The organism is Clostridium sp. (genome assembly GCF_050717635.1).
Lineage (GTDB): Bacteria > Bacillota > Clostridia > Clostridiales > Clostridiaceae > Clostridium_AD.
Map to the genome: position 1 here is coordinate 198,825 of NZ_JBOITO010000002.1, position 23,906 is coordinate 222,730.

Annotated in this window: 20 protein-coding genes and 1 pseudogene; 13 read left to right on the forward strand and 8 right to left on the reverse strand. The window is 30.8% G+C overall.

Going from position 1 to position 23,906, the window contains the following annotated elements; translation table 11 throughout:
- Positions 1-47 precede the first annotated feature (47 nt).
- Together ACREWB_RS01250 and ACREWB_RS01255 are read right to left on the reverse strand one after the other, a co-directional pair.
- The gene (locus ACREWB_RS01250; protein WP_431545662.1) at positions 48-2,696 is read right to left on the reverse strand and encodes a zinc ribbon domain-containing protein; all 2,649 of its coding nucleotides are present in this window, start codon (positions 2,694-2,696) and stop codon (positions 48-50) included.
- 61 nt (positions 2,697-2,757) lie between these two features.
- A complete protein-coding gene (locus tag ACREWB_RS01255; RefSeq protein WP_431545663.1) occupies positions 2,758-4,656 on the reverse strand; it encodes a DUF2207 family protein in 1,899 nt (632 codons plus the stop codon).
- A gap of 270 nt (positions 4,657-4,926) precedes the next feature.
- Here ACREWB_RS01255 and ACREWB_RS01260 point away from each other — a divergent pair, with 270 nt between their 5' ends.
- The 6 genes from ACREWB_RS01260 (at position 4,927) to ACREWB_RS01285 (ending at position 10,609) form a co-directional block, all read left to right on the forward strand.
- On the forward strand, positions 4,927-6,459 hold the full coding sequence (locus tag ACREWB_RS01260) for a transcriptional regulator (RefSeq protein WP_431545664.1): 1,533 nt from the start codon (positions 4,927-4,929) through the stop codon (positions 6,457-6,459).
- Positions 6,460-6,566: 107 nt separating this feature from the next.
- The gene (spo0A, locus tag ACREWB_RS01265) at positions 6,567-7,382 is read left to right on the forward strand and encodes a sporulation transcription factor Spo0A (RefSeq protein WP_431545665.1); all 816 of its coding nucleotides are present in this window, start codon (positions 6,567-6,569) and stop codon (positions 7,380-7,382) included.
- Positions 7,383-7,518: 136 nt separating this feature from the next.
- Complete coding sequence (gene sigK / locus ACREWB_RS01270; RefSeq protein ID WP_431545666.1) at positions 7,519-8,238, forward strand: RNA polymerase sporulation sigma factor SigK; 720 nt, start codon at positions 7,519-7,521, stop codon at positions 8,236-8,238.
- Positions 8,239-8,310: 72 nt separating this feature from the next.
- Positions 8,311-8,496: an alpha/beta-type small acid-soluble spore protein gene (locus tag ACREWB_RS01275; RefSeq protein ID WP_431545667.1), complete on the forward strand. Its 186-nt coding sequence runs from the start codon at positions 8,311-8,313 to the stop codon at positions 8,494-8,496.
- A gap of 217 nt (positions 8,497-8,713) precedes the next feature.
- Positions 8,714-9,241, forward strand: a complete 528-nt coding sequence (locus tag ACREWB_RS01280; protein ID WP_431545668.1) for a hypothetical protein — start codon at positions 8,714-8,716, stop codon at positions 9,239-9,241.
- A gap of 87 nt (positions 9,242-9,328) precedes the next feature.
- The gene (locus ACREWB_RS01285; RefSeq protein WP_431545669.1) at positions 9,329-10,609 is read left to right on the forward strand and encodes a glycoside hydrolase family 18 protein; all 1,281 of its coding nucleotides are present in this window, start codon (positions 9,329-9,331) and stop codon (positions 10,607-10,609) included.
- 72 nt (positions 10,610-10,681) lie between these two features.
- Here the strand turns inward: ACREWB_RS01285 and ACREWB_RS01290 are convergent, their stop codons facing one another.
- Positions 10,682-10,984 (reverse strand): DUF2177 family protein, encoded by a 303-nt coding sequence (locus tag ACREWB_RS01290; RefSeq protein ID WP_431545670.1) that lies wholly within the window; start codon positions 10,982-10,984, stop codon positions 10,682-10,684.
- A gap of 26 nt (positions 10,985-11,010) precedes the next feature.
- Positions 11,011-11,412, reverse strand: a pseudogene (locus ACREWB_RS01295) (DUF1295 domain-containing protein).
- A 27-nt stretch (positions 11,413-11,439) separates the two neighbouring features.
- Between ACREWB_RS01295 and ACREWB_RS01300 the strand changes: the two are divergent.
- Positions 11,440-11,871, forward strand: a complete 432-nt coding sequence (locus tag ACREWB_RS01300) for a hypothetical protein (RefSeq protein ID WP_431545671.1) — start codon at positions 11,440-11,442, stop codon at positions 11,869-11,871.
- A gap of 597 nt (positions 11,872-12,468) precedes the next feature.
- A complete protein-coding gene (locus ACREWB_RS01305; protein ID WP_431545672.1) occupies positions 12,469-12,720 on the forward strand; it encodes a hypothetical protein in 252 nt (83 codons plus the stop codon).
- A gap of 496 nt (positions 12,721-13,216) precedes the next feature.
- On the opposite strand, the gene ACREWB_RS01310 is transcribed toward ACREWB_RS01305, so the two are convergent.
- A complete protein-coding gene (locus ACREWB_RS01310) occupies positions 13,217-13,804 on the reverse strand; it encodes a DUF3794 domain-containing protein (RefSeq protein WP_431545673.1) in 588 nt (195 codons plus the stop codon).
- Between the two features lie 527 nt (positions 13,805-14,331).
- Between ACREWB_RS01310 and yjeM the strand changes: the two genes are divergently transcribed.
- Both yjeM and ACREWB_RS01320 read left to right on the forward strand, forming a co-directional pair.
- The gene (gene yjeM / locus ACREWB_RS01315; RefSeq protein WP_431545674.1) at positions 14,332-15,846 is read left to right on the forward strand and encodes a glutamate/gamma-aminobutyrate family transporter YjeM; all 1,515 of its coding nucleotides are present in this window, start codon (positions 14,332-14,334) and stop codon (positions 15,844-15,846) included.
- A 237-nt stretch (positions 15,847-16,083) separates the two neighbouring features.
- On the forward strand, positions 16,084-17,883 hold the full coding sequence (locus tag ACREWB_RS01320) for a response regulator (protein WP_431545675.1): 1,800 nt from the start codon (positions 16,084-16,086) through the stop codon (positions 17,881-17,883).
- Between the two features lie 439 nt (positions 17,884-18,322).
- Here the strand turns inward: ACREWB_RS01320 and ACREWB_RS01325 are convergent, their stop codons facing one another.
- Positions 18,323-19,138, reverse strand: a complete 816-nt coding sequence (locus tag ACREWB_RS01325) for a GyrI-like domain-containing protein (RefSeq protein WP_431545676.1) — start codon at positions 19,136-19,138, stop codon at positions 18,323-18,325.
- A gap of 231 nt (positions 19,139-19,369) precedes the next feature.
- Here ACREWB_RS01325 and ACREWB_RS01330 point away from each other — a divergent pair, with 231 nt between their 5' ends.
- Positions 19,370-20,641: a RidA family protein gene (locus ACREWB_RS01330; protein ID WP_431545677.1), complete on the forward strand. Its 1,272-nt coding sequence runs from the start codon at positions 19,370-19,372 to the stop codon at positions 20,639-20,641.
- A 424-nt stretch (positions 20,642-21,065) separates the two neighbouring features.
- Positions 21,066-21,194 (forward strand): TetR/AcrR family transcriptional regulator, encoded by a 129-nt coding sequence (locus ACREWB_RS01335; protein ID WP_431545678.1) that lies wholly within the window; start codon positions 21,066-21,068, stop codon positions 21,192-21,194.
- A gap of 204 nt (positions 21,195-21,398) precedes the next feature.
- Here ACREWB_RS01335 and ACREWB_RS01340 read toward each other — a convergent pair whose 3' ends face one another.
- A complete protein-coding gene (locus ACREWB_RS01340) occupies positions 21,399-21,872 on the reverse strand; it encodes an HNH endonuclease (protein WP_431545679.1) in 474 nt (157 codons plus the stop codon).
- Positions 21,873-21,962: 90 nt separating this feature from the next.
- Positions 21,963-22,619, reverse strand: coding sequence for a hypothetical protein (locus tag ACREWB_RS01345; RefSeq protein WP_431545680.1), 657 nt, complete (start codon positions 22,617-22,619; stop codon positions 21,963-21,965).
- Between the two features lie 148 nt (positions 22,620-22,767).
- Here ACREWB_RS01345 and ACREWB_RS01350 point away from each other — a divergent pair, with 148 nt between their 5' ends.
- The gene (locus ACREWB_RS01350) at positions 22,768-23,901 is read left to right on the forward strand and encodes a hypothetical protein (protein ID WP_431545681.1); all 1,134 of its coding nucleotides are present in this window, start codon (positions 22,768-22,770) and stop codon (positions 23,899-23,901) included.
- Positions 23,902-23,906 lie beyond the last annotated feature (5 nt).

Below are 23,906 nucleotides of genomic sequence, written 5' to 3' on the forward strand. Positions count from 1 at the left end.
GCTCCTCCTAATTTTAATTATTTTATATACAGGCTATCTCATTAATACTACCGTACTCTTTTAAATGTTATACCTTCAGTTTGGACGGCATCAATGCCATTTACAGCAGTCTTTTTAAATTTAGCACCCAAAAAATCATATTCTTCATCTTCTTTTTTAGGTAGAGGTAGAAGTTCTAATGTTTGACTTGACTGAGAATATATATATTCGGTTGTTGAGGATACAAAAACAACGGATATAGTTGCATAGCTATCATCACAAATTCTAATTGTAAAGTCTGCAGTTACACCGTCAATAGTTGCTTCCCATTTTCCATTAAAATAAGTAACATCATTTAAAGGTTTTTTTTCAATTTGCTCTTGAATTTTTTCAAGGCCTTGTTCAATTTCTTGGTTTATATTATCTATCTCACTCGCAAGTTTTGCCTCCTTTTCCTTATCACTTATAGTTGGATCCCAAAGCCATGGATGTGCCGCAAGATCTGTTACCTTGTTATCTATATAGCCATTAATAAATTCATCTATAAGCTTAACTGCTGAATCATCTATATTTGAACCTGCCTTATTTGCATAATCTCTAAATCCTGAAAGACTATCCTTCCAGTTCTTTGTGAATATGCCTGATATTTCTTTAGTAAAGGCCTCATCCAGCTTATCTATCATGTTTCCTGCCACTTGTTTTGATTTTTTTAGTATTGCCATTGTTCCTTTTATCGCAGTTTCTTTATAAGTTAAAGAACCAAGCTTAGGTAAACCAATATTCTTGATTACCTTTATTGCATCAATGACTCCCTCTACATGTAATATAGGACTGGTAAGGATTTTACCCATTTTAGAAATCACGGCACCTCCTGTTTTTGTAGCAGAGAAGATATTGTTAGTGCCTCCTACCATTGAGGTAGCAACTTCTAAGCAGCCTTTTGCTATATCTGAATCTTTTGCATCTGGGTCTAATATTCTTGCAAGCCCCTGTCCAAATTGGGTAAATGACTCTGCTGCAAGAGTACCCATACCGCTTGCAACTTGAGAAATTGTATCCTCAGGAAGCCCTAATTCATCCTCCCAAAATGCTCCAATATTGTACCATCCCTCTCCTACAAGTTTTTGCGAGGCATCAAATCCATCTACAGCAGTTTTAAAGACATCTTGACCACCTTTCCCTTCTGCTATCCTTTTCTGTGCAAGCGCATAACGCTTTTGGATATCTTTATATGCATCTTCTTTTCCATTTCCTAAACTAGGAGTAATTAGTCCAGCTACAGTTCTTAACCCCTCAAAGGTCGCTGCATCTACATTTTCAACGCCTTCTTGAACACCTTTTCTAAATTCTTTGGCTGTTCTTGCTGCCGTTTCCCAATAGCTTTCATCTTTGTACTTTTCTTCGTAGGCTTTACGCTGCTTATCCATATACTCTTGCCCACTCTTTTGAAGCATCTGCACATTGTAACCTGCTCCGTAACTGTATTTATCGGAAGAGGCTTTAACAACTAGTGGCTTAAGGAAAGAAAAAATTGATTTGCTTTGCTGGAAGCTCATATCCAAGTCTAATTTGTCTACATAAGCCTCAAGTCCCGTACTTAGAGCTGTCATTTTTTCATATTCACCAATCATAAGCTCTGTAAGCTCAACAAATTCTACATCTACTAAATTAGAATTTCTAAGTTTCTCTACATCTTTTTTAGTCTGCTCCATATTATTTTCCATATATTCAATATTACTAAGTGCTAATAAGGCGGTTGCAGCATCTAGTGACATAATCATTTCATTCACTGTATCTACTCCAGCCATTAGGTTTGCGCCATAAACATCTGCATTACTCTTTTGATAGGTATCTTTAAGGCCTTTTGATAGTGTTTGAATGCTAGTACTAGGGTCTTCTTTAAAAGTCTCATAAAGGTTTGTAGAAAAAACAATCTGTAATTTATATGCTTCTGTAACCTTTTCACAGGTCGTCATTGCAGAAGCCACTCTTGCAAAGGCTATATCACTGTCATATAGTCCTTCGCCAGTTTTCTTAATTTCTAGTCCGTAGTATCTTAACTCTTGTAGTTCAAAGAAAGCCACTAATTCCTCTAATTTTTTTAAGGCCTCACTATTTTCTATATAATGGGTACTGTGTGCACTATCGATTTCTTTTAGTAGAACATAAATCTTAAGGGTATTATCATATATCTCCTGCTTCATACTACTGTAGCTACCCATCATTTTATCTGTTATTTTTAATATTTCATCTATCTTATTCATAACATTCTTATTATGATTTGTACCAACATCAGATGGTAAATTAAGCTCAGGGGAATAAAAAGGGCTTGATGTATATATAGTCTCTAAACTTGGTCTATCTGTTATACTTAATGGATCAGTAGTATTTCTTTTTACTATGCTTCCTATATTTAAAGGATTATTAATTAATAGCACCAAAATTAGAATAAGCAGGATTACTGAAAAACCAATAGCTATACTTCTTCTAGAATACTTTTGAGTTTGCTTTATAGCTCTTTTATCATTTACTTCTCCATAAGGTGAATCCATTTCCCATTTTATCGGATTTTGCTTCGCAACATTAACAGGAGTAGTTGGTTTGATTTCTTCATTATTAATTAGACTTTCTTTTCTGCTTCTGTTTACTGGATGGTTACAATGGCTGCAACTAGCTTCGTTATCTTGTATTTTAGTTCCACAATATTGACAAAACATATTTCCCCTCCATTAGAGTATTATTTTATTAAATACTATTCTTTTAGTAAAGACTATGCTTCTAGTCAACTCCTCCGCTAGAACCACCTGATCCACTTCCAGAATCACTACCACCTGAAGAAAATCCTCCGCCATCACCCTTTGAGGCTCTTGAAGTAATATTAATAGAATCTCTCATTGCCTCAGATATGGTATTTCCTATATCCCCTAAATATTTATATGAGTTTTGATAATTACCACTATTTATTAAATAGAATAACCTTGTATTATTAGAAGCATTAACAAGCTCTGGATATTTAGCATAAAGTTGTTTTAAAAGCTTTTGAGAAGCCCCAAGAACAGTTGCATATACTAAATACTTTTCCCACATAAACAGTTCTGGCAATTCTTTTTTGTCAAAGGTTGTAAAATCGCCTAAAAATGACTTAAATGCCTTCCAAAGGGCAAATTGATTTTCTCCCTTTTGGGTAAGAAGAGGTTTTACTTTTCCTCCAAAGAAAGCAACTATCATAAAACCTGTAAAGCCTGCTATGGATACATAAAAAATTATTGATGATGCAAAAAAATCTATTTTGTTCATCATAACCATTGGTAAAATCATTAGAATTATATATAGTATAAAATAACGGACAGTGCTTTTAGGAAGTTCATTTCTCTTTGTTTCAAAATACTCTCTTTTATTTACAAGATTTTGAACCTTTTTATTAAAGTCTATATAAAAGTTATATGCATCTTTTGCTGTTTTCTTATTTGAACAGAATTTTTTAATATCTTTTAATGATACTCTACCTGTTCCTCCGCCAATTTTTATGAAAAGGAAATTCAATAAAGCTTTTTCATGACTGGATAAATCATTCCAGTTAGTGGATATATTAATAAATTCTGTATCTTTTTTATTGCCCAAAGCTCCATTTTTCTCTTTAGCCTCTCCATTGATTATCCCTTTATTAATTAAATCTAATAAAGTTGCAGAAATTTGAACCGATGAATTATACTTTTGAGTATAATGATTCATCAAATAGTCAAGCTCTGCTGGATATATGGTTGAAGGCAAATCTCTATAGTAATCAGGGGTAAGCTCTGGTTTAAGCCTTTTTATTTTAGATTTATATTTTATTATTGAAATTATAGGAAGAATAAGAAGAATTATTGAAATGAATATGGTAATAATGTTAACAACACCATTTTTAAGTTTTGATTTATCACCTTCACTTGCTGCCTTATTTTCCATTTCATAAAGATAGTTATAGTTATCAACACTTATTTTCTCATCTGTTGGCAGTATTACTTCTACAGGCATTAAAATTCTTGCTTCAACATATTCCCTAGGTGGAACGTTCTTCATAAATAGCTCTACCGTTGTATCATTTTTAAAGCTAATATTGCCACCAGTAGGTCCATGAGCCCATATCTTTGTGTTGTCACTATTAGCACCCTCTGGTAAATTCACTAAAACTGCTAGATTTTTTATTTTATATACATTATCACTACTTACATACTTTTGAAAATAGTCAACGCAATCATTATAAAGTTTTGAAGTATTATACACCCTATATTGGATTTTGAAGGTTCTAGATTCCTTTTTATCAACATTATAGTACCATTCAATTCTTGTTTTGGTTCCGGTTGGTTGCACTGCAAAATAACCCTTTGGTCTATTATTATCAAAAGCTTTCAGTTGTGTGTAAGGTGTATTTTCTTCGAATACAGATACTTTATCCACATGTCCTTCAATTTCTAGGTAGCCTCTGCTAAAATCACCTTTGATAAATTTATATTCCCTATATTCATCAACTAGAGCGCTACCATCTGGAAGAATCGTTACCTCATAGTTCAAATCTTGCAGGATAGATTTTCTTCCGTCTGAAGACAATATGCCACTTTGATTCTCGTATATACCTATCCCCATTAAAAACAATATAAATATTCCGATTATCGTTATGATAATTTTCTTGAACATCATTTACCCCCTTTCTTCTTTTTATATTAAAAAGTATGTAAGAAACTTTATTCTATAATATTTATATGCCCTTTGCACTTTGACCGTGCAATAATTGAATCATCTTTCTAAAATTGCTTGAAGTATCTAATTAAATTATACCAGCCAATCATAGATAAAAAGTACCACTTATACCATTAGTCAATGACAAAAAAATGGAACGATTTATGCCAAAAGTATTGTTTTGTTATTCCTCAATATGATATAATTTGCTTTAAAGAGGTGATCTGTATGACTTTCAGTGAGAAACTTAATTTACTTATGAATATAACAAATACAATAAACAGTTCGCTTGCCCATACTATTGCCCTTGACCCATCCTTTATCAGCCGTTTGCGCCAAGGAGTCCGTACTCCTTCGAAAAACCAGAATTACGTAAAATCAATATCCTCATATTTCGCGCGAAATTGCAATTTGGATTATCAAAAGGTTGCCTTATGTCAGGCCCTCAAAATACCACCCAATAGTTTGCCAACAAATAATGAGAAAAAAACAGAGATTATAAATAAATGGCTTATAGAGGATAATATACAGGACATAAATCCTATTAAAAATCTTCTTCAGGATGTTTCGGATTTTAGTTTTAAGCGTTCTACACAAAATACAGCATATGATGTCTCATGTATCCCAGAAAGCACATTAACTAATGGACAAGTATTGTATGGCATAGAAGGAAAGCAAAATGCAGTTATTACGTTCCTGTTAAAGGTATTAAATAGCAAAAGTCCCCAAACGTTGCTTTTATACAGTAATGAGGACTTAGAATGGTTAACTATAAACCATGAGTTTGCAGCAAAATGGACAACACTTTTGTCTAAAGTTATTATGAATGGTAATAAAATAAAAATTATCCATACAGTAAGCAGAAATATTGATGATATGAGCTCATCAATTAAACAATGGCTACCAATTTACATGACGGGATCTATCGAACCGTACTACTATCCTAAAACTCGTGATGGAATATTTAGGCGAACATTATTTATCGCATCAGAGACTGTAGCTTTAGCTTCCGCATCTGTAGGAAATAGTGCAAGCACTGCAGCTAATTTTCTTTATACAGATAAAAATACTATAAAAGCACTTGCTAAGGAATATAATAGTTATCTTTCACTGTGTCGTCCTTTGATGCGCATATTTACCTCTATAAACAAAGATAACTATTTAGCTACTCTTTCAGAATTTGAGTCAGAAGATGGGCACAGCATTATAAAAACAAATGAACTATCAAGTATAAGCATGCCTATGTGTGTTGTAGAGAGTATTCTTTCATGCACAGATAATGATACAAAAAAGCGACTTCTATCTTATCATAAGAAGCGGACTGATAATTTTTTGAATAATCTAAAAAATCATAAATTTACACAAATGATCACCCTGCCTGATATAGAAACAATAAAAAGGGGAGATGTTAATGTGTGTTTTTCTGATTTGCTTAGCGGTAACCAGTTATTCTACAACCAAACGCAATTTATCGCACATCTTCAAAATATTATTCGACTTATGAAAACCTTTGATAACTATAATACAACTATCGCGTCTAGCTCAAAATCAGATGAATATATGTTATATACTAAGGAAGGCGTTGGGATAATTGTTGCAAAAACATCGTTGCCATCGGTTGTATTTGCTATAAATGAAAGCAATATGGTTGAATCATTTTGGAACTATATGAGCATTGCCCTAAACAAAACAACAATGGATAAATCACAGAAAAAACATACCATTGAGAAACTTGAAAAATTTATTGGAATACTTTTATGATCTTGGTGTTTTTTAATATAATTTTATAAAACAGGAGGATTTACCAATAATTTGTAGAATTTATAAATGTAAGACTATGGGAATGAAAGATAAAGGAGACTGTAATTATGGAAGAAGCAAAAATAAAAATAATTATTGCAGATGACAACAGAGAATTTTGTAATATTTTTAGTGATTATCTATTAACACAAGAGGATATGGTTGTTGTTGGCATCGCAGAGAATGGAGTAGAGGCATTAAAATTAATTGAAGAAAAAAAGCCTGATTTGGTAGTACTTGACATAATTATGCCTATTCTTGATGGGCTTGGAGTTTTAGAGAGGCTAGATACAATGGATTTAGATCCAATGCCTCATATAATAGTTTTATCAGCAGTGGGTCAAGATAAAATAACACAAAGAGCCATGTCCCTAGGAGCAGATTATTATGTTGTAAAACCTTTTGACATGGGAGTATTGATTAGAAGAATAAGACAGCTGACAGATAAAACTATAGATAATGACGATGTGAAAAGTGTATCTAATGCTTATAACACTGAAATTAAAATAAATAGAAATCAATCAGTTGATGTTGATATGATAGGTCAAATAACTAATATTATGCATGAAATTGGAATACCTGCTCATATAAAAGGATATATGTTTGCAAGGGAAGCAATAAGCATGGTAGTAAATGACGTTGAACTTTTATCAGCGGTAACAAAAGAATTGTATCCATTAATAGGTGAAAAATTTAATACTACTGCTAGTAGAGTAGAAAGAGCAATAAGACATTCAATAGAGGTTGCATGGAACAGAGGACAAATAGAAACAATTAATAAAATCTTTGGATATTCTATTAGTAGTGGCAAAGCAAAGCCTACTAATTCAGAATTTATAGCCATGGTAGCTGACAAGCTAAGATTACAAAATAGGGTTAGTTGAAAATGATAATTTGAAAGCAACTTGTATAGACAAATTGCTTTCAAATTATTTTTTTTGCGATTTTAAATTATATGTACAGGCAATTTTATTAAAATTAATCATAGTATAGTAATAAGCTATGCTAGGAGGGACCCTTTTGTTTTTCATAAATAGTTTATTAGATATCATTGGAAATATTACATTTTTAACAGCTTATATAACTGGCAGTAGTTCATTCCCTCAACCATTATGTGAAGAGGAAGAGAAATCCTATTTAACAAAATTTAAGGAGGGAGATTTACTAGCTAAAGGAATACTCATTGAACGGAATTTGAGGTTAGTCGCACATATAGTAAAAAAATACTCATACCCAGGAAAAGACATAGATGATCTCATATCTATTGGAACTGTGGGACTTATTAAAGCAATAGAAGCTTTTGATATAAGTAAGGGAGTAAGGCTTGCAACCTTTGCTTCAAGGTGCATAGAAAATGAGATTCTCATGCTTATTCGTAATAATAAAAAAACGAAAGGGGATGTGTACCTACAGGATCCTATTGGTACTGATAAAGAGGGAAATGAGATATCCCTTTTGGATGTATTAAGTAGTGATGAAGATTCAATTTTTGAGATAGTAGAAAGTAAAATACAAAAGCAAAATCTTTATGATAAGATAAATTTTAATTTGATGGATAGGGAAAAAACAATAATTCAAATGCGCTATGGATTACTTGATGGTAACCCTAGAACGCAAAGAGAAATTGCATTGATTTTACGAATTTCTAGGTCCTATGTTTCTAGAATTGAAAAGAGAGCCTTAAAAAAGCTTAATAAGGGATTAAATAGCACTAACAAAAACAACCATAAATTACTATGAGTATTTCTTATAATAATGCACAAAATAATAATGCAAATGAAAATCATTATTAAATAAGAGGAGGTAATTTACATGGCAAATAGAAATTTAGTTCCACAGGCAAGAGAAGGCTTAAACAAATTTAAAATGGAAGCAGCTAAAGAAGTAGGAGTTAATCTAACAGATGGATACAATGGAGATTTAACTTCAAGAGAGAATGGATCTGTAGGCGGACAAATGGTTAAAAAAATGGTTGAGTCTTACGAAAAAAACTTATAATTAGAATATAAACATTAAACGGGTATCTATAAGGTAGACACATTTTATAAAGTGTTTCCTTATAGGTACCTTTTTAAATATCTTGAGAATATGTTATAGTGTAATAATATGTATCATAATTAAATAAACATTATGTTTCTATATATGAATGAAACAATAATCTTATAGTTTGATTTTAATATTTTGTATTTAAACTTAAATAATTTGGGAGGATGAAATGTATAATAATGAAATAAATAACAAAAATATAAACACTAAAAAAAACTATTTAATTATTTCTATAATAATAATTATTATTGTTGCATTTTTAGCTTATGATAAATGGGGTAATTCTTTCGGAATTACTAAAACAGACGAAAAAATAATTTTACAATATCTCGATACAAAAACAAATGATATCAATGAAGCAAGAGAAGGGAAAATGTACAGTGCATTTACAGTTTTGGGAACAGATGAAGATAAAATATATGTTTGGGTATTAAAAGAAGGTTATTTTATAGAGGAAGGGAAGCTAAGCGTGGAAAGTGGAACATCACTGCCCGTAGTTTTATATATCAAAAATGGTAAGAATGGAATTAGAATTAAAAGCCATAAATACCCAGATGATGGAATGGGCTATGTTAAAAGCCTAAAAAAACTATTTCCTTATCACGTTAGATACGCAATTGACAGTAATTATAATGAACGTGTAGAAAAGCTTGAAAAAATTATAAAAAACAAGGCTGAAAAGGATTTTGAAAATTAAATAAGGGGTTATTCTGGTATAGGAATCATATTCCCATTGGCAATCATATACTAAATTGAAGTATGAAAAAAAGGATGTGGGAACTATTTGATTATCCATGTTGTAAAATCAGGGGAGTCTCTTTATTCAATTTCTCGTTTATATAATGTTTCTTTTAATAAAATTGCTGTAGATAATGAGCTTGCGGACCCTAACAGGTTGATAGTAGGACAGACTTTAGTAATTCTAGGGGGAGTGAGAACACATATAGTTGCTTCAGGGCAGACTTTTTATACAATTGCTGTTACTTATGGTTTAACAATTAATGAACTTAGTGCTGCTAATTCTAATCTCACAAATATTGCATTAATATTTCCAGGGCAGATACTCGATATTCCTGCAAGTAATAGAAAACTTGGAACAATAGAGGTAAACGGATATGCCTTCTCTAATATAACCAATGAGGTTTTGCAAAAGACCTTGCCTTATCTAACATATCTTAGCATATTTAGTCACCAAGTAAAAGAAGATGGAACTCTAATATCTATTAATGATGCTTCTATTATTGAAGCAGCAAGGCAGGCAAAGGTAGCACCAATATTAGTTATTACAAATCTGGTACCAGGTGGAGGATTTAACAGTGATCTAGCACATACAATTTTAGGAAGTGCACAGCTTTCGGACACACTGCTTAATAATGTTCTACAAACCCTTAGAGCAAAAAAGTATTATGGTTTGGATATTGATTTTGAGTATGTATATCCTGATGATAGACAATTATATAATAATTTCCTTAAAAAGGCAGTAGAAAAGCTAAAGCCCTTAGGTTTTTCTGTCACTACAGCATTAGCGCCTAAGCTATCTGATGAACAAAAGGGATTATTGTACGAAGCTCATGATTACCCTGTTCATGGAAAATTAGCGTCCCATGTTATATTGATGACCTATGAATGGGGATATACCTTTGGGCCTCCTATGGCGGTGGCACCGCTTAATGCAGTTAGAAGAGTTTTGGATTATGCTGTAACTGCTATACCTAGCGATAAGATATTAATGGGCATACCAAACTACGGCTATGATTGGACCTTGCCTTATAAGCGTGGGACAAAGGCAACAGTTATTTCTAATGTAGGTGCAATTAATATTGCATCAAGAGAGGGGGCAGAAATAAAATATGACATGGTAGCACAAGCTCCTTACTTTAATTATTATGATGGTAATGGCAAGCAGCATGTAGCTTGGTTTGAGGATGCAAGAAGTATTAGAGCAAAACTGAAATTAGTAAATGAACTTAACCTTAGTGGTGTTAGCTATTGGACTATAGGAAGATTCTTTCCTCAAAATTGGTTGGTTTTAAAATCTTTATATAATATTAAAAAGGTTATTTAAATAAATATTAAGAGGGTTTAAAAGGGATGTCTCAAAACGATTTAATTAATCATTTTGAGACATCCCTTTTTTCTAAATCATCCACTTCATTTTAGTTAGTATATTATAAGTAATCAATGATACTGACCCGCAAAGGGTGCTTCCCCAAATTAAATCAATAATTGTTATCTTAAATGGCCAGTCTTTTAATGTAGCTAAATTAGTCAAGTCATATGTGGCATAAGTTATAAATCCAAAAAACATTCCAGCAAATAGGGCATATTTCCAGCTTTTCTTTTCAATAGCTGGATTAATAACAAAGAAAACTATTCCAATTATATATAATAAATAAAAACTTAATGCCGCTGTTACTCCATACTCTTTTAAATAATTCATATTACAATTCTCCTTTCTTTTTAAAATTATCTAGCAATCTTTTTAGGAAGCATAGGTATAAATATGCTTGTATACTTTGAATAAGCCTGAAATTCCTTATTATCTTTATAATGTTTTTCAAGCATTGGCACCCCAGAAACGTACAGCAACAATAAGGATATAACTATAAGGCTAATTATTCCAACTATTCCACTTTATGATGATAAACTAATTATAAATATACCCCACCACATTGTGGCTTCTTCAAAAAAGTTTGGATGTCTGGTATATTTCCAAAGTCCATCTTTCATAATATGACCCTTATTTTTCTTATTTGCAATAAAGTCTTTTAGTTGTTTATCGCCTATAGCTTCAAAAATAAATCCAATCATCCAAATTGCAAGACCTATAATTTCAAGTACTCCCAGGCTTTTCTCATAGCAACATATCTAAAATCTTTAGGTTTTATAGTTAGTTTGTCCAAATATGGACTATCTTCAATTATTAAAGTTAGTGCATATCATGGTGAAAAACTTATAGGGGCACTGGGGATAGATGTAGATGAGGAAAAAAACTATGGAGAATTATGGGGACCTTTTGTGGATGAATTATATAGTGAAGAAAATGTTTCTAGTAAGTTGTGGATATGTTTGAAAGAAAATATAATAAATTGCTGTGGCAGTTTTCGAGTGTTTTGTAATAGTGAAAACACCCAATGTATACAATTTGCGAAGAAATATGGATTTAAAAACAATGGTGAGCACTTTATTATGCAGTTAGGTAGAGATAAATTCAAAGAAATTTTTGAAGTGAAAGATTATGAACTCACATCAGAATATAATAATGCTTTTAAATTACTTCATGATAAAAATTTTCCTAATACTTATTATTCAGGAAGTTGGATTTGAAGAGGCTTGTAAAATGATATTTTACAAGCGTTAAGATATATTTATCAACGGAAAAAGCAAAGGTATTGTGCTAAATTAATTGATGAAGTAGATAAGAAATTAGATTTGTAATAAGAGTAGGAATTTAGCAATAAGAAATCTTTACTATATTTCTAGAAACCAGAGATTATTAGTTTTTCTTCCAATCACTGAAATGGAGTATGGTATCATAGTTAAAATTGAAAGTTTCATACTAAACCAATATGCTTATGCAATTCAAAAGACCCTAAAAAGGTACCTCGTCTATTTTATATTGAATTAATTAACTTTCCATATAAATTTATCTATCTAATAAAATATATCGCTTCTTATTTCGCGATAACACGAAGTAAGCTATTAACTATATTATACAATAAGTTATTGATATTTATTAGAACATATATAAGGTGCATTTTCGAATTTTTCTTTGCAATGATTACATATTTACAAAAATGTTACTCTATATAGAGGAAATTGGAAATTAATGTAGAAATATAGTTTATGAATGTTTAAATAAAATCATCTCCTAGTGTTCTTTGCGAGGCCTTAGATAATATTATTTTATTGGGAGGTAATAAGTTGAAAAATTCTAAGACTATCAAGACATTAATTTCAGTAATCGCTATTATAATAGCGATTTTAGGTATTTTTAATATTATTAATAGTGGAATTTCAGTGTCAATTGTAGTTGCATTATTAGGTACCATGAGTATATTAGATGGGTATTCCTCATATATTAAGAATAAAAAAAGAGAAGCAACTTTTTTATTTTTATGTGGATTATTCATGATTTTTATTTCTATATTTACAAAATTTTTTAGAAATGTATAAATAAGATATCCGATTTCTACAATTTATGTATAAATCGGTTATTTTTATACCCATTATTACTTGAAAAATGCTATATAGCTACTTATTGGGAGTATTATCTAGTATATAAACCGTTTTTACCAATATATTACCTATACCCCCATATCTATAGATGTATAACATTTGTTCTTAGTTTATGGAGTTATGTAAACTCACAGTCCTATGATACCATATATGTTGTTGGTTATCACTAATGAAAGTTAGCGGACATTCTATTATTTTATTGAGATAGTAACAATGTAAAATATATTGAAAAAGGAATTAAAGGCATGGAAGAAATGTTCAACGTGAAATAAGTAAATATTTAGTATAATAATTGGTATTTATGTAACATTTTAGATATGTAAAAGGCACAGTTGTAAAAAATAACAACTGTGCTTAATTTAATATTTCACTATATTTACATTTAGTTAAAAAAGGGATAATCTAATATATTGTTAAAATATTTTTTAACAGGTTATCTTGCACAGCATTCTTTTTTTGTAATTTTAAGAACGATTTTTACTATCATTTTTTCTAGAAGTGAATTATAAGTGATTGCAAAATCGGGTGCGCCTGCTGCAACATCATTTGGATCTAATAATTCATCTATTTCGCCTTCAACAAATGCGGCGCATATTTTAACGTTGTCAGTTAAACAAATTGGATCCATCGATCTTACTTCAACAAAAGTTGCAAATTCTACTCTTGTTGTATATTGGTGTACTGGACCACTTACAGCATCCTCTGTAAAATTAGTTATTGTTTTATATAGTATATTTTTATCAACATATCCATCTATTATTACTTTTGCTGTCCACCATGGGTGACAAACTCCAGGTCCATTAACTGATGCTAGTTTAAAATTTGTAATTCCAACGACTTTATCAATATCTACAATACGAAAAATAGGAGGATTTGGTGGTGCTATTGTAATTTGGTTTACTACTAATTCTACTTTTTCCCCAAATTTTTCAATTGAAGGAACCGGAAGTGCAGGTACTGGTGATGGCGTAGTTGGAACCTTCTTAGCATATGGGCAGCAGCTTACTTTCTCTTTATACATATTATTAAAACCCCTTTTAGTATATTTTAATAACATAGCTCAATAATGAAGATACTTCATTAAGGATTAATGTTATGTAATCCTATGTTTGTAATATATTCTATGCTGTTAAATTGCTTGTGTTACTAGATTTTTTGCTGTAAAACTGCATTATTCAATTTATGTAAAATGCCTACAAACACTGTTTTGAATCATCTTTCTGTCAACTTATAACCCCGTTTCATATTGAATTTAAATAAAAGTATAAAATGAAAATGAAATATTTTTCTTGTTAGATTGATGGCTAATGAGGAGGGGATTTGTGAGGCTTTAGATGAGCTAGCTAAAAATATATTGACTGATTGTCCACCTTGATTACTTATTTATGCAAGTTTTCATCCTAATTTTTCCATTGTATTTTCACTAGATTCGAATCATATACAATATTCAATCGTATTTTCAAAAAAACATTGAATTTTTTAGCGCTTCATATATAATAGTATCAGTGAAATAAATTATTCGTTTACATTCTAAGGAGGATAAAAAACATGTCAGAAAAAATTAAAAAAACCCAAAAATTAACACTTATATCATTAGTCTTAATGATATTTACATCAGTTTACGGATTTAATAACATGCCAAGGTCATTCTATATAATGGGGTATGCCGCTATTCCATGGTATATCTTATCAGGTCTCGCATTCTTTATTCCTTTTGCTTTCATGATGGCTGAGTTTGGTACAGCTTTTAGGGAGGAAAAAGGTGGAATATACTCATGGATGTCACTATCAGTAGGCCCTAAATATGCTTTTATGGCAACTTTCATGTGGTATGCTTCTTATGTAGTTTGGATGGTCAATGTAGCATCAGGAATTTGGATTCCAATATCAAATGCAATATTTGGTAAAGATACAACGCAAACTTGGGCACTTTTTGGTATAAGTGGATTAAACGGGCCTAAAACCCTAGGCATACTTGCAGTCCTTTGGATACTATTTGTTACGTATATGTGTACTAAGGGAATAGAACGAATTAAAAAGTTTACGTCTATTGGTGGAACAGCAGTTGTAGCAGCAAATATACTTTTATTTGTTGGAGCTATACTAGTACTTATAGGAAATCATGGTGAGTTAGCTCAGCCAATAACTGGACTTAGTTCATTTACAAAATCACCAGATATTGCTTCTAGTGGAGGTCTAGTTTCAGCATTTGCATTCATAGTATTTGCTATATTTGCTTATGGTGGTATAGAAGTTGTTGGAGGCCTTGTAGATGAAACAGAAAATCCTGAAAAGACATTCCCTAAGGGTATAGTTATTTCAGCAGCAGTTATCTCAATTGGATACTCAATTGGAATATTCCTAGTTGGTGTATTTACTAATTGGGCAACTGTTATGGGCGACAAGACTGTTAATTTAGGTAATGCTAGTTATGTAGTAATGGGTAATCTAGGATATGCTCTAGGTCAAGCATTTGGTGCAAGCAATGCAACTTCAATAGCAATGTCACATGGAATAGCTAGATTCTTTGGATTTTCAATGTTCTTAACTTTAGCAGGTGCATTTTTCGCATTAATGTTTTCTCCATTAAAACAAATAATTGAAGGTACTCCAGCGAAATTATGGCCTGGTAAAATGGCAGAAATGAAAGACGGAATACCTCAAAATGCTATGTGGGTTCAAGCAGCAATTGTTTGTGTTATGATTGTTCTTATAGCCTTCGGTGGAAGTAGTATGAAAAAATTCTTTGTAATATTGGTATCAATGACTAATGTAGCTATGACTATTCCATATATGTTTATAGCATTTGCTTTCATACCATTCAAGAAAAACACAGATATTATCAAACCTTTTGAAATGTTTAAGACATACAAAAGTGCTGTAATATGGACAGTTGTAGTTATGTTCACTGTTGGATTTGCAAATTTCTTCTCAATTCTACAACCGGCACTGGCAGGAGATTTAAAAACAACACTTTGGAGTATAGCTGGACCAATATTCTTTGCCACAGTTGCATGGATAATGTATAGTAACTATGAAAAAAAATATTTAAATAAACAATAAAGCATATTCTTTTTAAATTAAATTTAATCATAAAGCATAAAAAAGTGACATCTGTATTGTGAACAGATGTCACTTTTTTATTATTCATTTATTAAGTTTACGGTACAACCCCATTGTAAAATATGGGAGCATATGATGACATATTTTACTTGAATAATGTAATGGTATTTATTTAAAAAAATATTACTATGAATAGAGGAAAACATTGAAATTAAAATAGAAATATTGTATTATAGAATGAGAAGAGTTATTTTGTGGAACGGAGCGATAAAAATGACATTTTTAGCATTAATAGATAATCCATCAACTTCGAATTACATTAAAGACACATTTTCTCATATTGAACAAATAGATCTTGAACTAATTAATCCTAATGATTTTATGGAATTTAAAGAAAAAAACAAAATTAAAACACTAATTCTTTTAGATAAATATTTGGGATGTGATTATCGCAAGATTTTAACACCAATATGTGAATTGTACCAATGTTTAGAAGAACAGCCTGAGGTTTTGTTAATATTACTAGAAGATACACCATCAAAGGATGTTATTGAATTCTCAGATAAATTGTCAATATTTAAAAATATTTGTGTTACTAAATTAAATGATTTACATAAATATATTGAATATATTCCACAACAAAAGGCTAACAATGAAAAAGCCAGAAGATCCTATTTAGATGTTGAATTTAATAAAGATAAATATAAAATACTTTTAGTTGATGATAATAAATTAACACAGGAACTAAAACGTAAGGCCTTTAACGATACTATTTATGAACCTATATTTGCAAATAATGGAATAGAAGCCTATAGTTTATTTCTTAAAGATAGACCAGATTTAGTTCTAACTAACATCGATATGCCTGGTATAGATGGCTTGGAATTATGCAAAATAATAAAAGCAGAAACGTATAATGACTATTTACCTATTCTTATGATGTCATCACGTTCACAGGGTGCCATCATAGAAGCTACTTTTACTGTAGGGGGTGATGGCTACATTGCAAATGAATCCACTCCTGATCAAATTTTAGAAAAAGTACAAAGTTTTTTCAATGACATTGGCGCTATGCATGACTATAAGGTTTTAGTGGTAGATGATGAGGCTATAGTTTCAAACATCTTACGTATTGCGTTCATAAAGAATGGTATTAATGTAATAACTTCAACTAATGGGTTGCAAGCATACTTTCTGCTTTTATCAGAAAAACCAGACTTACTAATTTCAGATATAAATATGCCCTTTATTAATGGATATACATTAGCTTCACTTATACGAAAAAATCCACTTTTAAGTAAAATGGATATCTTGTTAATGAGCTGGAGTGATGAAAAAAGAAATGTAAATAAATCTCTGGAACTTGGAGTAATACAAAATTTTGAAAAACCTTTTGATGTTGATAAAATTGTGATGCTAGTAAAGTATTTTTTAAAGGAAAAGCATCACCAGAATCAAAGGGAATATGAACTAATGATTGGAAGTATAAAAGCGTTGGTATCTGCTCTTGAAGCTAGAGATGAATGTACAAGCGGACATAGTAAGAGGGTAACTATCTATGCTGTACAAATTGCAGAAGAACTAAAATTAACTTCAAAAAGAATAGAAAAATTAAAAATTGCCGCTGAGCTTCACGATGTTGGGAAAATTGGAGTAAGAGATGCGGTTCTGCTCAAACCAGGGATTCTCACTGAGAATGAGTACGACAATATAAAAAGCCATCCCGAAGTTGCTTTTAGAATACTTTCACATATTGACACATTAAATTTTGAAGCGAACATAATACGTTACCATCATGAGCGTTGGGATGGCAAAGGCTATCCAACAGGTATCTCTAAGGAAACCATTCCTATTGAATCAAGAATTATTTCCGTTGCAGATACTTTCGATGCACTGACCAGCGATAGGCCATATAGAAATGCAAAGACTTTAGATGATGCCGTAAAAACGATTACTTTTGTATCTGGTACGCAACTTTGTCCTAAATGTGTACGAGCGTTCTTAAAGATTAAAGATAATTTATTAAATAGTATATAAAAAAAATATACTTTTCAGAGTATGAAAAAACCGCATTGAGAATTCTTAGCGGGTTCCATTTTGAGGTGCAAAAGCTAAAATATAGTAGGAAGTAATATGAACTTATTATCTAATAATAATTTGAGAATATAAGATGAAAGAATTAAAAAAAGAATCTCAAAATGTTTTCAATTTAGCTGTGAAAATTAATAATAACGATCAAAAAAGGACTTCGTTAAAAAATACGGCTCAAATTTGAGCTGTATTTTTTATGAATTTAAATCAAAACTTAGCCTGTTCTTAACCTATAAGTGATATAATATAGCATAGATATATTATATGTGTAATACCTTAATTATTTTTCAACTTAAAAAGCAACCGTGACAAGGTCGCCTCTCACAATTTGTGTCTCTATTATTTTAGTTAGATAAACGCAAATGGGCTAAAAGGCAAGGAAGCTTTAGAGTTTTCTAATAGGTATTTGTATTTCAGATACATATTCATTTTCAGAATCTGAAAAGTCATAATCTACTATATTTTTTTCGATAGAGTCTCCCAATATTTCGTATCCATTTTCTTCAATCCATTCAATAAGAACAGTATAGTGATTTTCGATATTTTTATATGGTCCTAAAAAAACAACACAAGCAAACTCATTTTCTGGAATCGTTATCAAATCCAACCCTATTATATTTTCAGTTGACAAGATTTCGATGAAATATTTGAATTTATTAAAATTTCCACTTGTCATGTTTTCCCTTGAGAGAGAAGTGTATACTTGCCCTTCAATAAGCCAGGAACTGAGCTTTAAATATTTTTCGTTTTTTTTAACGGATTCTTTAAGTTCGTAATCGTTTTTACTATCTTTAATGTCTAAAACCACTCCAATTCTTTGAGGCAAGCGCTTTATCTTTACAATATTCAGTTCATGTTTTATATTTCCGAGTAGCTCAAGTTTTGTATTTATTTTGTTTTTTAAATTGACTAACTTATTTATTTTTACATCAATTTCATCTTCCTTATTTTTTAGTAAGGTCATTAAGTTATTTGTATTTTTATTATTCATATATTTTTTAATATCCTGTAATGAAATATCAAGACTCTTAAAAAATAGGATTCTGCTTAGTTTGAAAAAATTCCGAACACTATAGAATCTGTATTTATTTACAGCATCACAATTAGGTTTTAAAAGATCGATTTTGTCATAATGCCTTAAGGTATCTGTGCTTATATTAAAAAGCTTGGCTAATTCTCCAATTAAAAAAGTATCCTTCATAAGTATGCCACATCCATTCTATAAATATTAAACAATTTATAACTATTATTATAAACCACTAAGTAGCATTAAAGCTATATAAAAATATGAATGTATCATATTGACATTAATAAATTTTGTGCAAAAAGAATAATAATACCTATTGACATTAGAGCTAGTCAAAGGTTTATGATTTGCTTAGATGAATTTTAATGATTCTATCAATAAATATTACAAAAGGGGAATACTATCATGAGCGGATATAACGCAGTATTAGCAAGAAATACGGAAAATGCTCCAAGAGGTATCGGTCCATATTCACAAACTGTAGCTTACTCTCATTACAATAATCTTTCAGCTCAATTACCTATTGATCCAAAATCTGGTGAATTGGTAGCTGGTGGTGTAAAAGAGCAGGCGAAGCAGTGCTTTAAAAATATTAAGGCAATTGTAGAAAGCATCGACCATGTTATGAGCGATGTTGTTAGAATCACTGTATATGTTAAGAATATCAAAGATACTGACGCTGTAGACGAAGTTTATAAAACATTCTTCACAAGCTATGTTCCTACACGTACGGTAGTCGCAGTTGAAGCTTTACCTATGGATGCTTTGGTGCAAATTGATGCACTTGTTACAAACGGTGAAGGTACAATTCCAAACGCACCACAATCAGGAGACCTTATAAAGCTCACAAATAACACGGCTAATGCGCCAACAAGTACTCTATCTACGCAAGCTGTAGCTTTTTCTCATTACAATAATATATCAGCACAATTACCTATCGATGCAAAATCTGGTAGACTTATAGTGGGCGGTGTAAAAGAGCAAGCTGGACAGTGCTTAAAGAATATTAAGGCAATTTTAGAAAGTATCGATGTTCCTTTTGACGATATTGTTAAAATTAACATCTTCCTTAAAAACTTCTCGGATATTGAAGCCGTAAATGAAGTTTATACAACATTTTTCCCAGACTCAGCTATCGCAAGAGCCGTAGCTTATGTACCTGCACGGACAACAGTTGCAGTTTCAGCTTTACCTATGGATGCTTTGGTACAAATTGAAGCAGTGGTGTCACACGGAGATGGTACACCACCACAACTTGTTGAAGACAGACATGGACTAATTATAGAAGCAAACAATACGGAAAATGCACCAAAAAGTTCACTATCTACACAAACTGTAGCTTTTTCTCATTACAATCATATTTCAGCTCAATTACCTTTAGATCCAAAAACTGCTGATATGGTAGCTGGTGGTGTAAAAGAGCAGGCTTACCAGTGCTTAAAAAATATTAAGGCAATTATAGAAAGTGTGGACCACGTTATGGATGATGTGGTTAAAGTGAATATCTTCCTTAAAAATATTGCAGATATTGATGCTGTAGACGCAGTTTACACAACATTCTTCCCAGGCGGTGTTCCTGCACGAACAATGGTCGGAGTATCAGTTTTAACTAACGATGCATTAGTCCAAATGGATGCAGTTGTAGCAAATGCTGAAGGAACACCTCCACAAGCATAATAAGCATTTGTTTAAATACAGGAACTATTAAAGTTACTTGTTAATGATGATGATGAATGCGAAATCGCATACCCTAATCATAAAAAGGGGCTGTCTCAAATTAAAATTGAGACAGCTCCTTTTTTAGTTTACGGTACAAAAATGTTACTCTATATAGAGGAAGTTAGAAATTAGTGTAGAAGTATAGTTTATGAATACTTAAATAAAATCTTAGAATTTTAACGCTGTTTACGTATATTAGTAATGATAAAAAAACTTAGCACTTATTAATGCGGGACTTGCTCAAGGTAAAAACAGGTCTGGCCTTTATTTTGGGAATGCCGTATTCGCTAGTTGTATTTTATGATATTTTTTATGGTATATTCATTTTACTTAGAGGTAAATGAATGAGTAAGAATACTCTAGAAAGGTATGGTTTAAAGGTATGACAACAAAAGAAAGAATATTAGATGAGACATTAACACTCTTTTCAAAAAACAGTTATGATGGTGTATCTGTAAAGGATATACCCAACGCTGTAGGAGTAAAAGACAGTTCATTATATAAACATTAGTTAAAATAACTAAGAAATTATTTTTATTCTATTTAAAAGATAGTGTTGTTGGCAGATGATAGCTGCAGGTGAATTTGTTGAAGGTGATCCATATATAATGGCAGTACATTTCTAGCTTCAATAACAAATACTGATATGATGTGAAATTTTGATGAATAGCCTTTCACTTTGAAGAATAATATAACTTAATTGATTCTGCTTTAATCACATTGCTGAGTTACTACATAAAACCCTCCCCATTTTATATATGCTCTCTATTTGTTCGTTACTAAGCCATAAATAATTGCCTCTGTTATATTTTATATGGTCAACATATTCGCTTAAATCCATATTAGATTTATCATCATTACATCTTTTACAGCAGCACTTTAAATTCTCTTTTTTATCCTCACCAAGTTTAAATTTAGGCGTAACATGATCCAGTGTTGGGAATTCATTTTCTGCTATATATTCATTGCATATATAGCAAATGCGCCCTGCTTCTTCAATAATTTGTTTTCTAAGGATTTTTCTATCTTTATCATTTACCAAAAGTTCTATTTTCCTATCACCTGTCCACTTAGCACAGTTTCTTCTGACTAATTTATTGGCTCTTTTAAGATTACACGACGATAATAATTTACCGTCTTTATTCAATACTATAATATTTTTTACTTGCACGATTTTTTCAATATACATTGTTAATTCCTCCTTAAATAAAGAGGTCACCAAGAATAACTTAGTGACCTCTTTATTTTCTTATTTAATTAATAATTAGATAAACGTAAATCATATATAGCTTGTAATAATTATAATTTCTTGCAGGTAAATGTAGGTAAATGAATGTAATAAATTAGGATTATAGGATTGAACTCCATATTTACTATTAGGATTTAATTTTACTTTAGATAAATTTAAATTTTTTACAAAATCATTGTGAAACGGAATATTAGAGCTCTTATTAAGTGGCAAAGACTTTGTAGTAGTGTAATCAATAAATGATTCATAAGTATTTATTACCTTACATGTTATTTGTTCCTCATCCTCATCTACAGTGGTGATTTCCCCAACTTTAGCATTATTGTTTATAAATCTTATTCTATTAAAAAGATTTATGTTCTTCGAATTAATTAAATTAATTAACTCTATTTCATCATTAACTCCAAGTTCATTGAGTGACAAATAATTATATAGAACTCTATATGAATTAATTGTAGCAAAGCAATGAACTATACCATTATAAAATTTTATTTCTTGCAAAAGGTTAGATGATATCACTATTGTAAAAACATTTTTACCTTTTGTGTAAGCTTGATCTGCTCTCGCATTTATTTCTGCGTTTGCCCATTCTTTGTCTTTAACAGTATTTTTATATATTTTGATAAATACATTATAGGTATTTGAATATTTCACTTGTTCATTTATTTTATTATTTTGCGTATACATATTGACCACGACCTCTCGTTTTATTAAAATATGAAGGGTATATAATATTAGTTCTATTGGTATATATTCTATTTCCACCCCTTACCCTGCTAAGGGTTGATTTAAAAATAGATAAATTAGTAATTATGTTAAATTTAAGGAGATATATATGGCTAGAAAAAAAGAAATATATAAAGACAAAAAATGGCTTGTACATTCATTAAATGTACAAGAATATAAAGATTATACATTACTTATAAAAGGTTGTATAGAATTCAAAAAATATGAGAAAGGTAAATCACTTAAAAATACTGATAAAAAAGAATATAAATATTTTAAGAATATAAATATGTTTTTCGTTATATATAACACATTTATGCCTTCACTCAAACTATTCAAAAGTTCAAAAGCGATTAATTTATACATCCATTGTGGTCTCACAATGGATTACGAATGTGGTTATTTAAAAGAAGATTTAAAGGAAATAAGCGATTTGTTTAACTGTACGCAGAGAGTAGTATATAAGTGGCTGAGGCAATTAGAAGATATGGGACTTATATTTACAAAAAAGCATAAAGGTGAAAAATATATTTTTATTAAACCTTATGATATAGAGTGCAAAGATAATTTTGCACCCGAAGACTCATTTAGAAAACTTGTATTTAAATATAAAAAATGGGTCAAAATGAACCGAAAATTAAAAACACTATTTTTTTCGATCCATACTAATTTTAAGGAGTATCTATATACAATAAGTGGTGGTGCCTTAAAACTTTATATCTATTGTGGTCTAAGTACAAATAAGAGTACGAAAACAAGTATAAGACAAAATAATAATAACCCTAAGAAAATGGAGACTAGTGGTACGTTTTTTCAGAGTCTTAACCTAATATCCGAAAAATTGTCTAGAGAAAGGTCACAAGCAGGCGAAATGGATTCACCTGCTATTAAAACGATTTGCGGTTGGTTTAAAGAGCTTAAGCAGCTGAATTTAGTAGAGAAATATCAACTTGAATTGAATAGACCATCAACCACTTATGTAAAACCCCTTGTAAAAATCAAAGACTTGCAAAAATATAAATGGATTACGGAATTAGAAAATTTTGAATACATAGGAAATGTTACTACGAAAGTATTACATCATAAAAATTGTAAATGGGTTAAGGGTATTAATGAAAATACTAAGGCTATATCAAAATCAAATAAAATATATTTTGCCGAGATTAAAATAGCCCTGAATCAAAACTTTAAGCAATGTAAAGATTGTTTAGTGTTTGAAAATGCAAATAAAACCTCCAATTAGAGTCA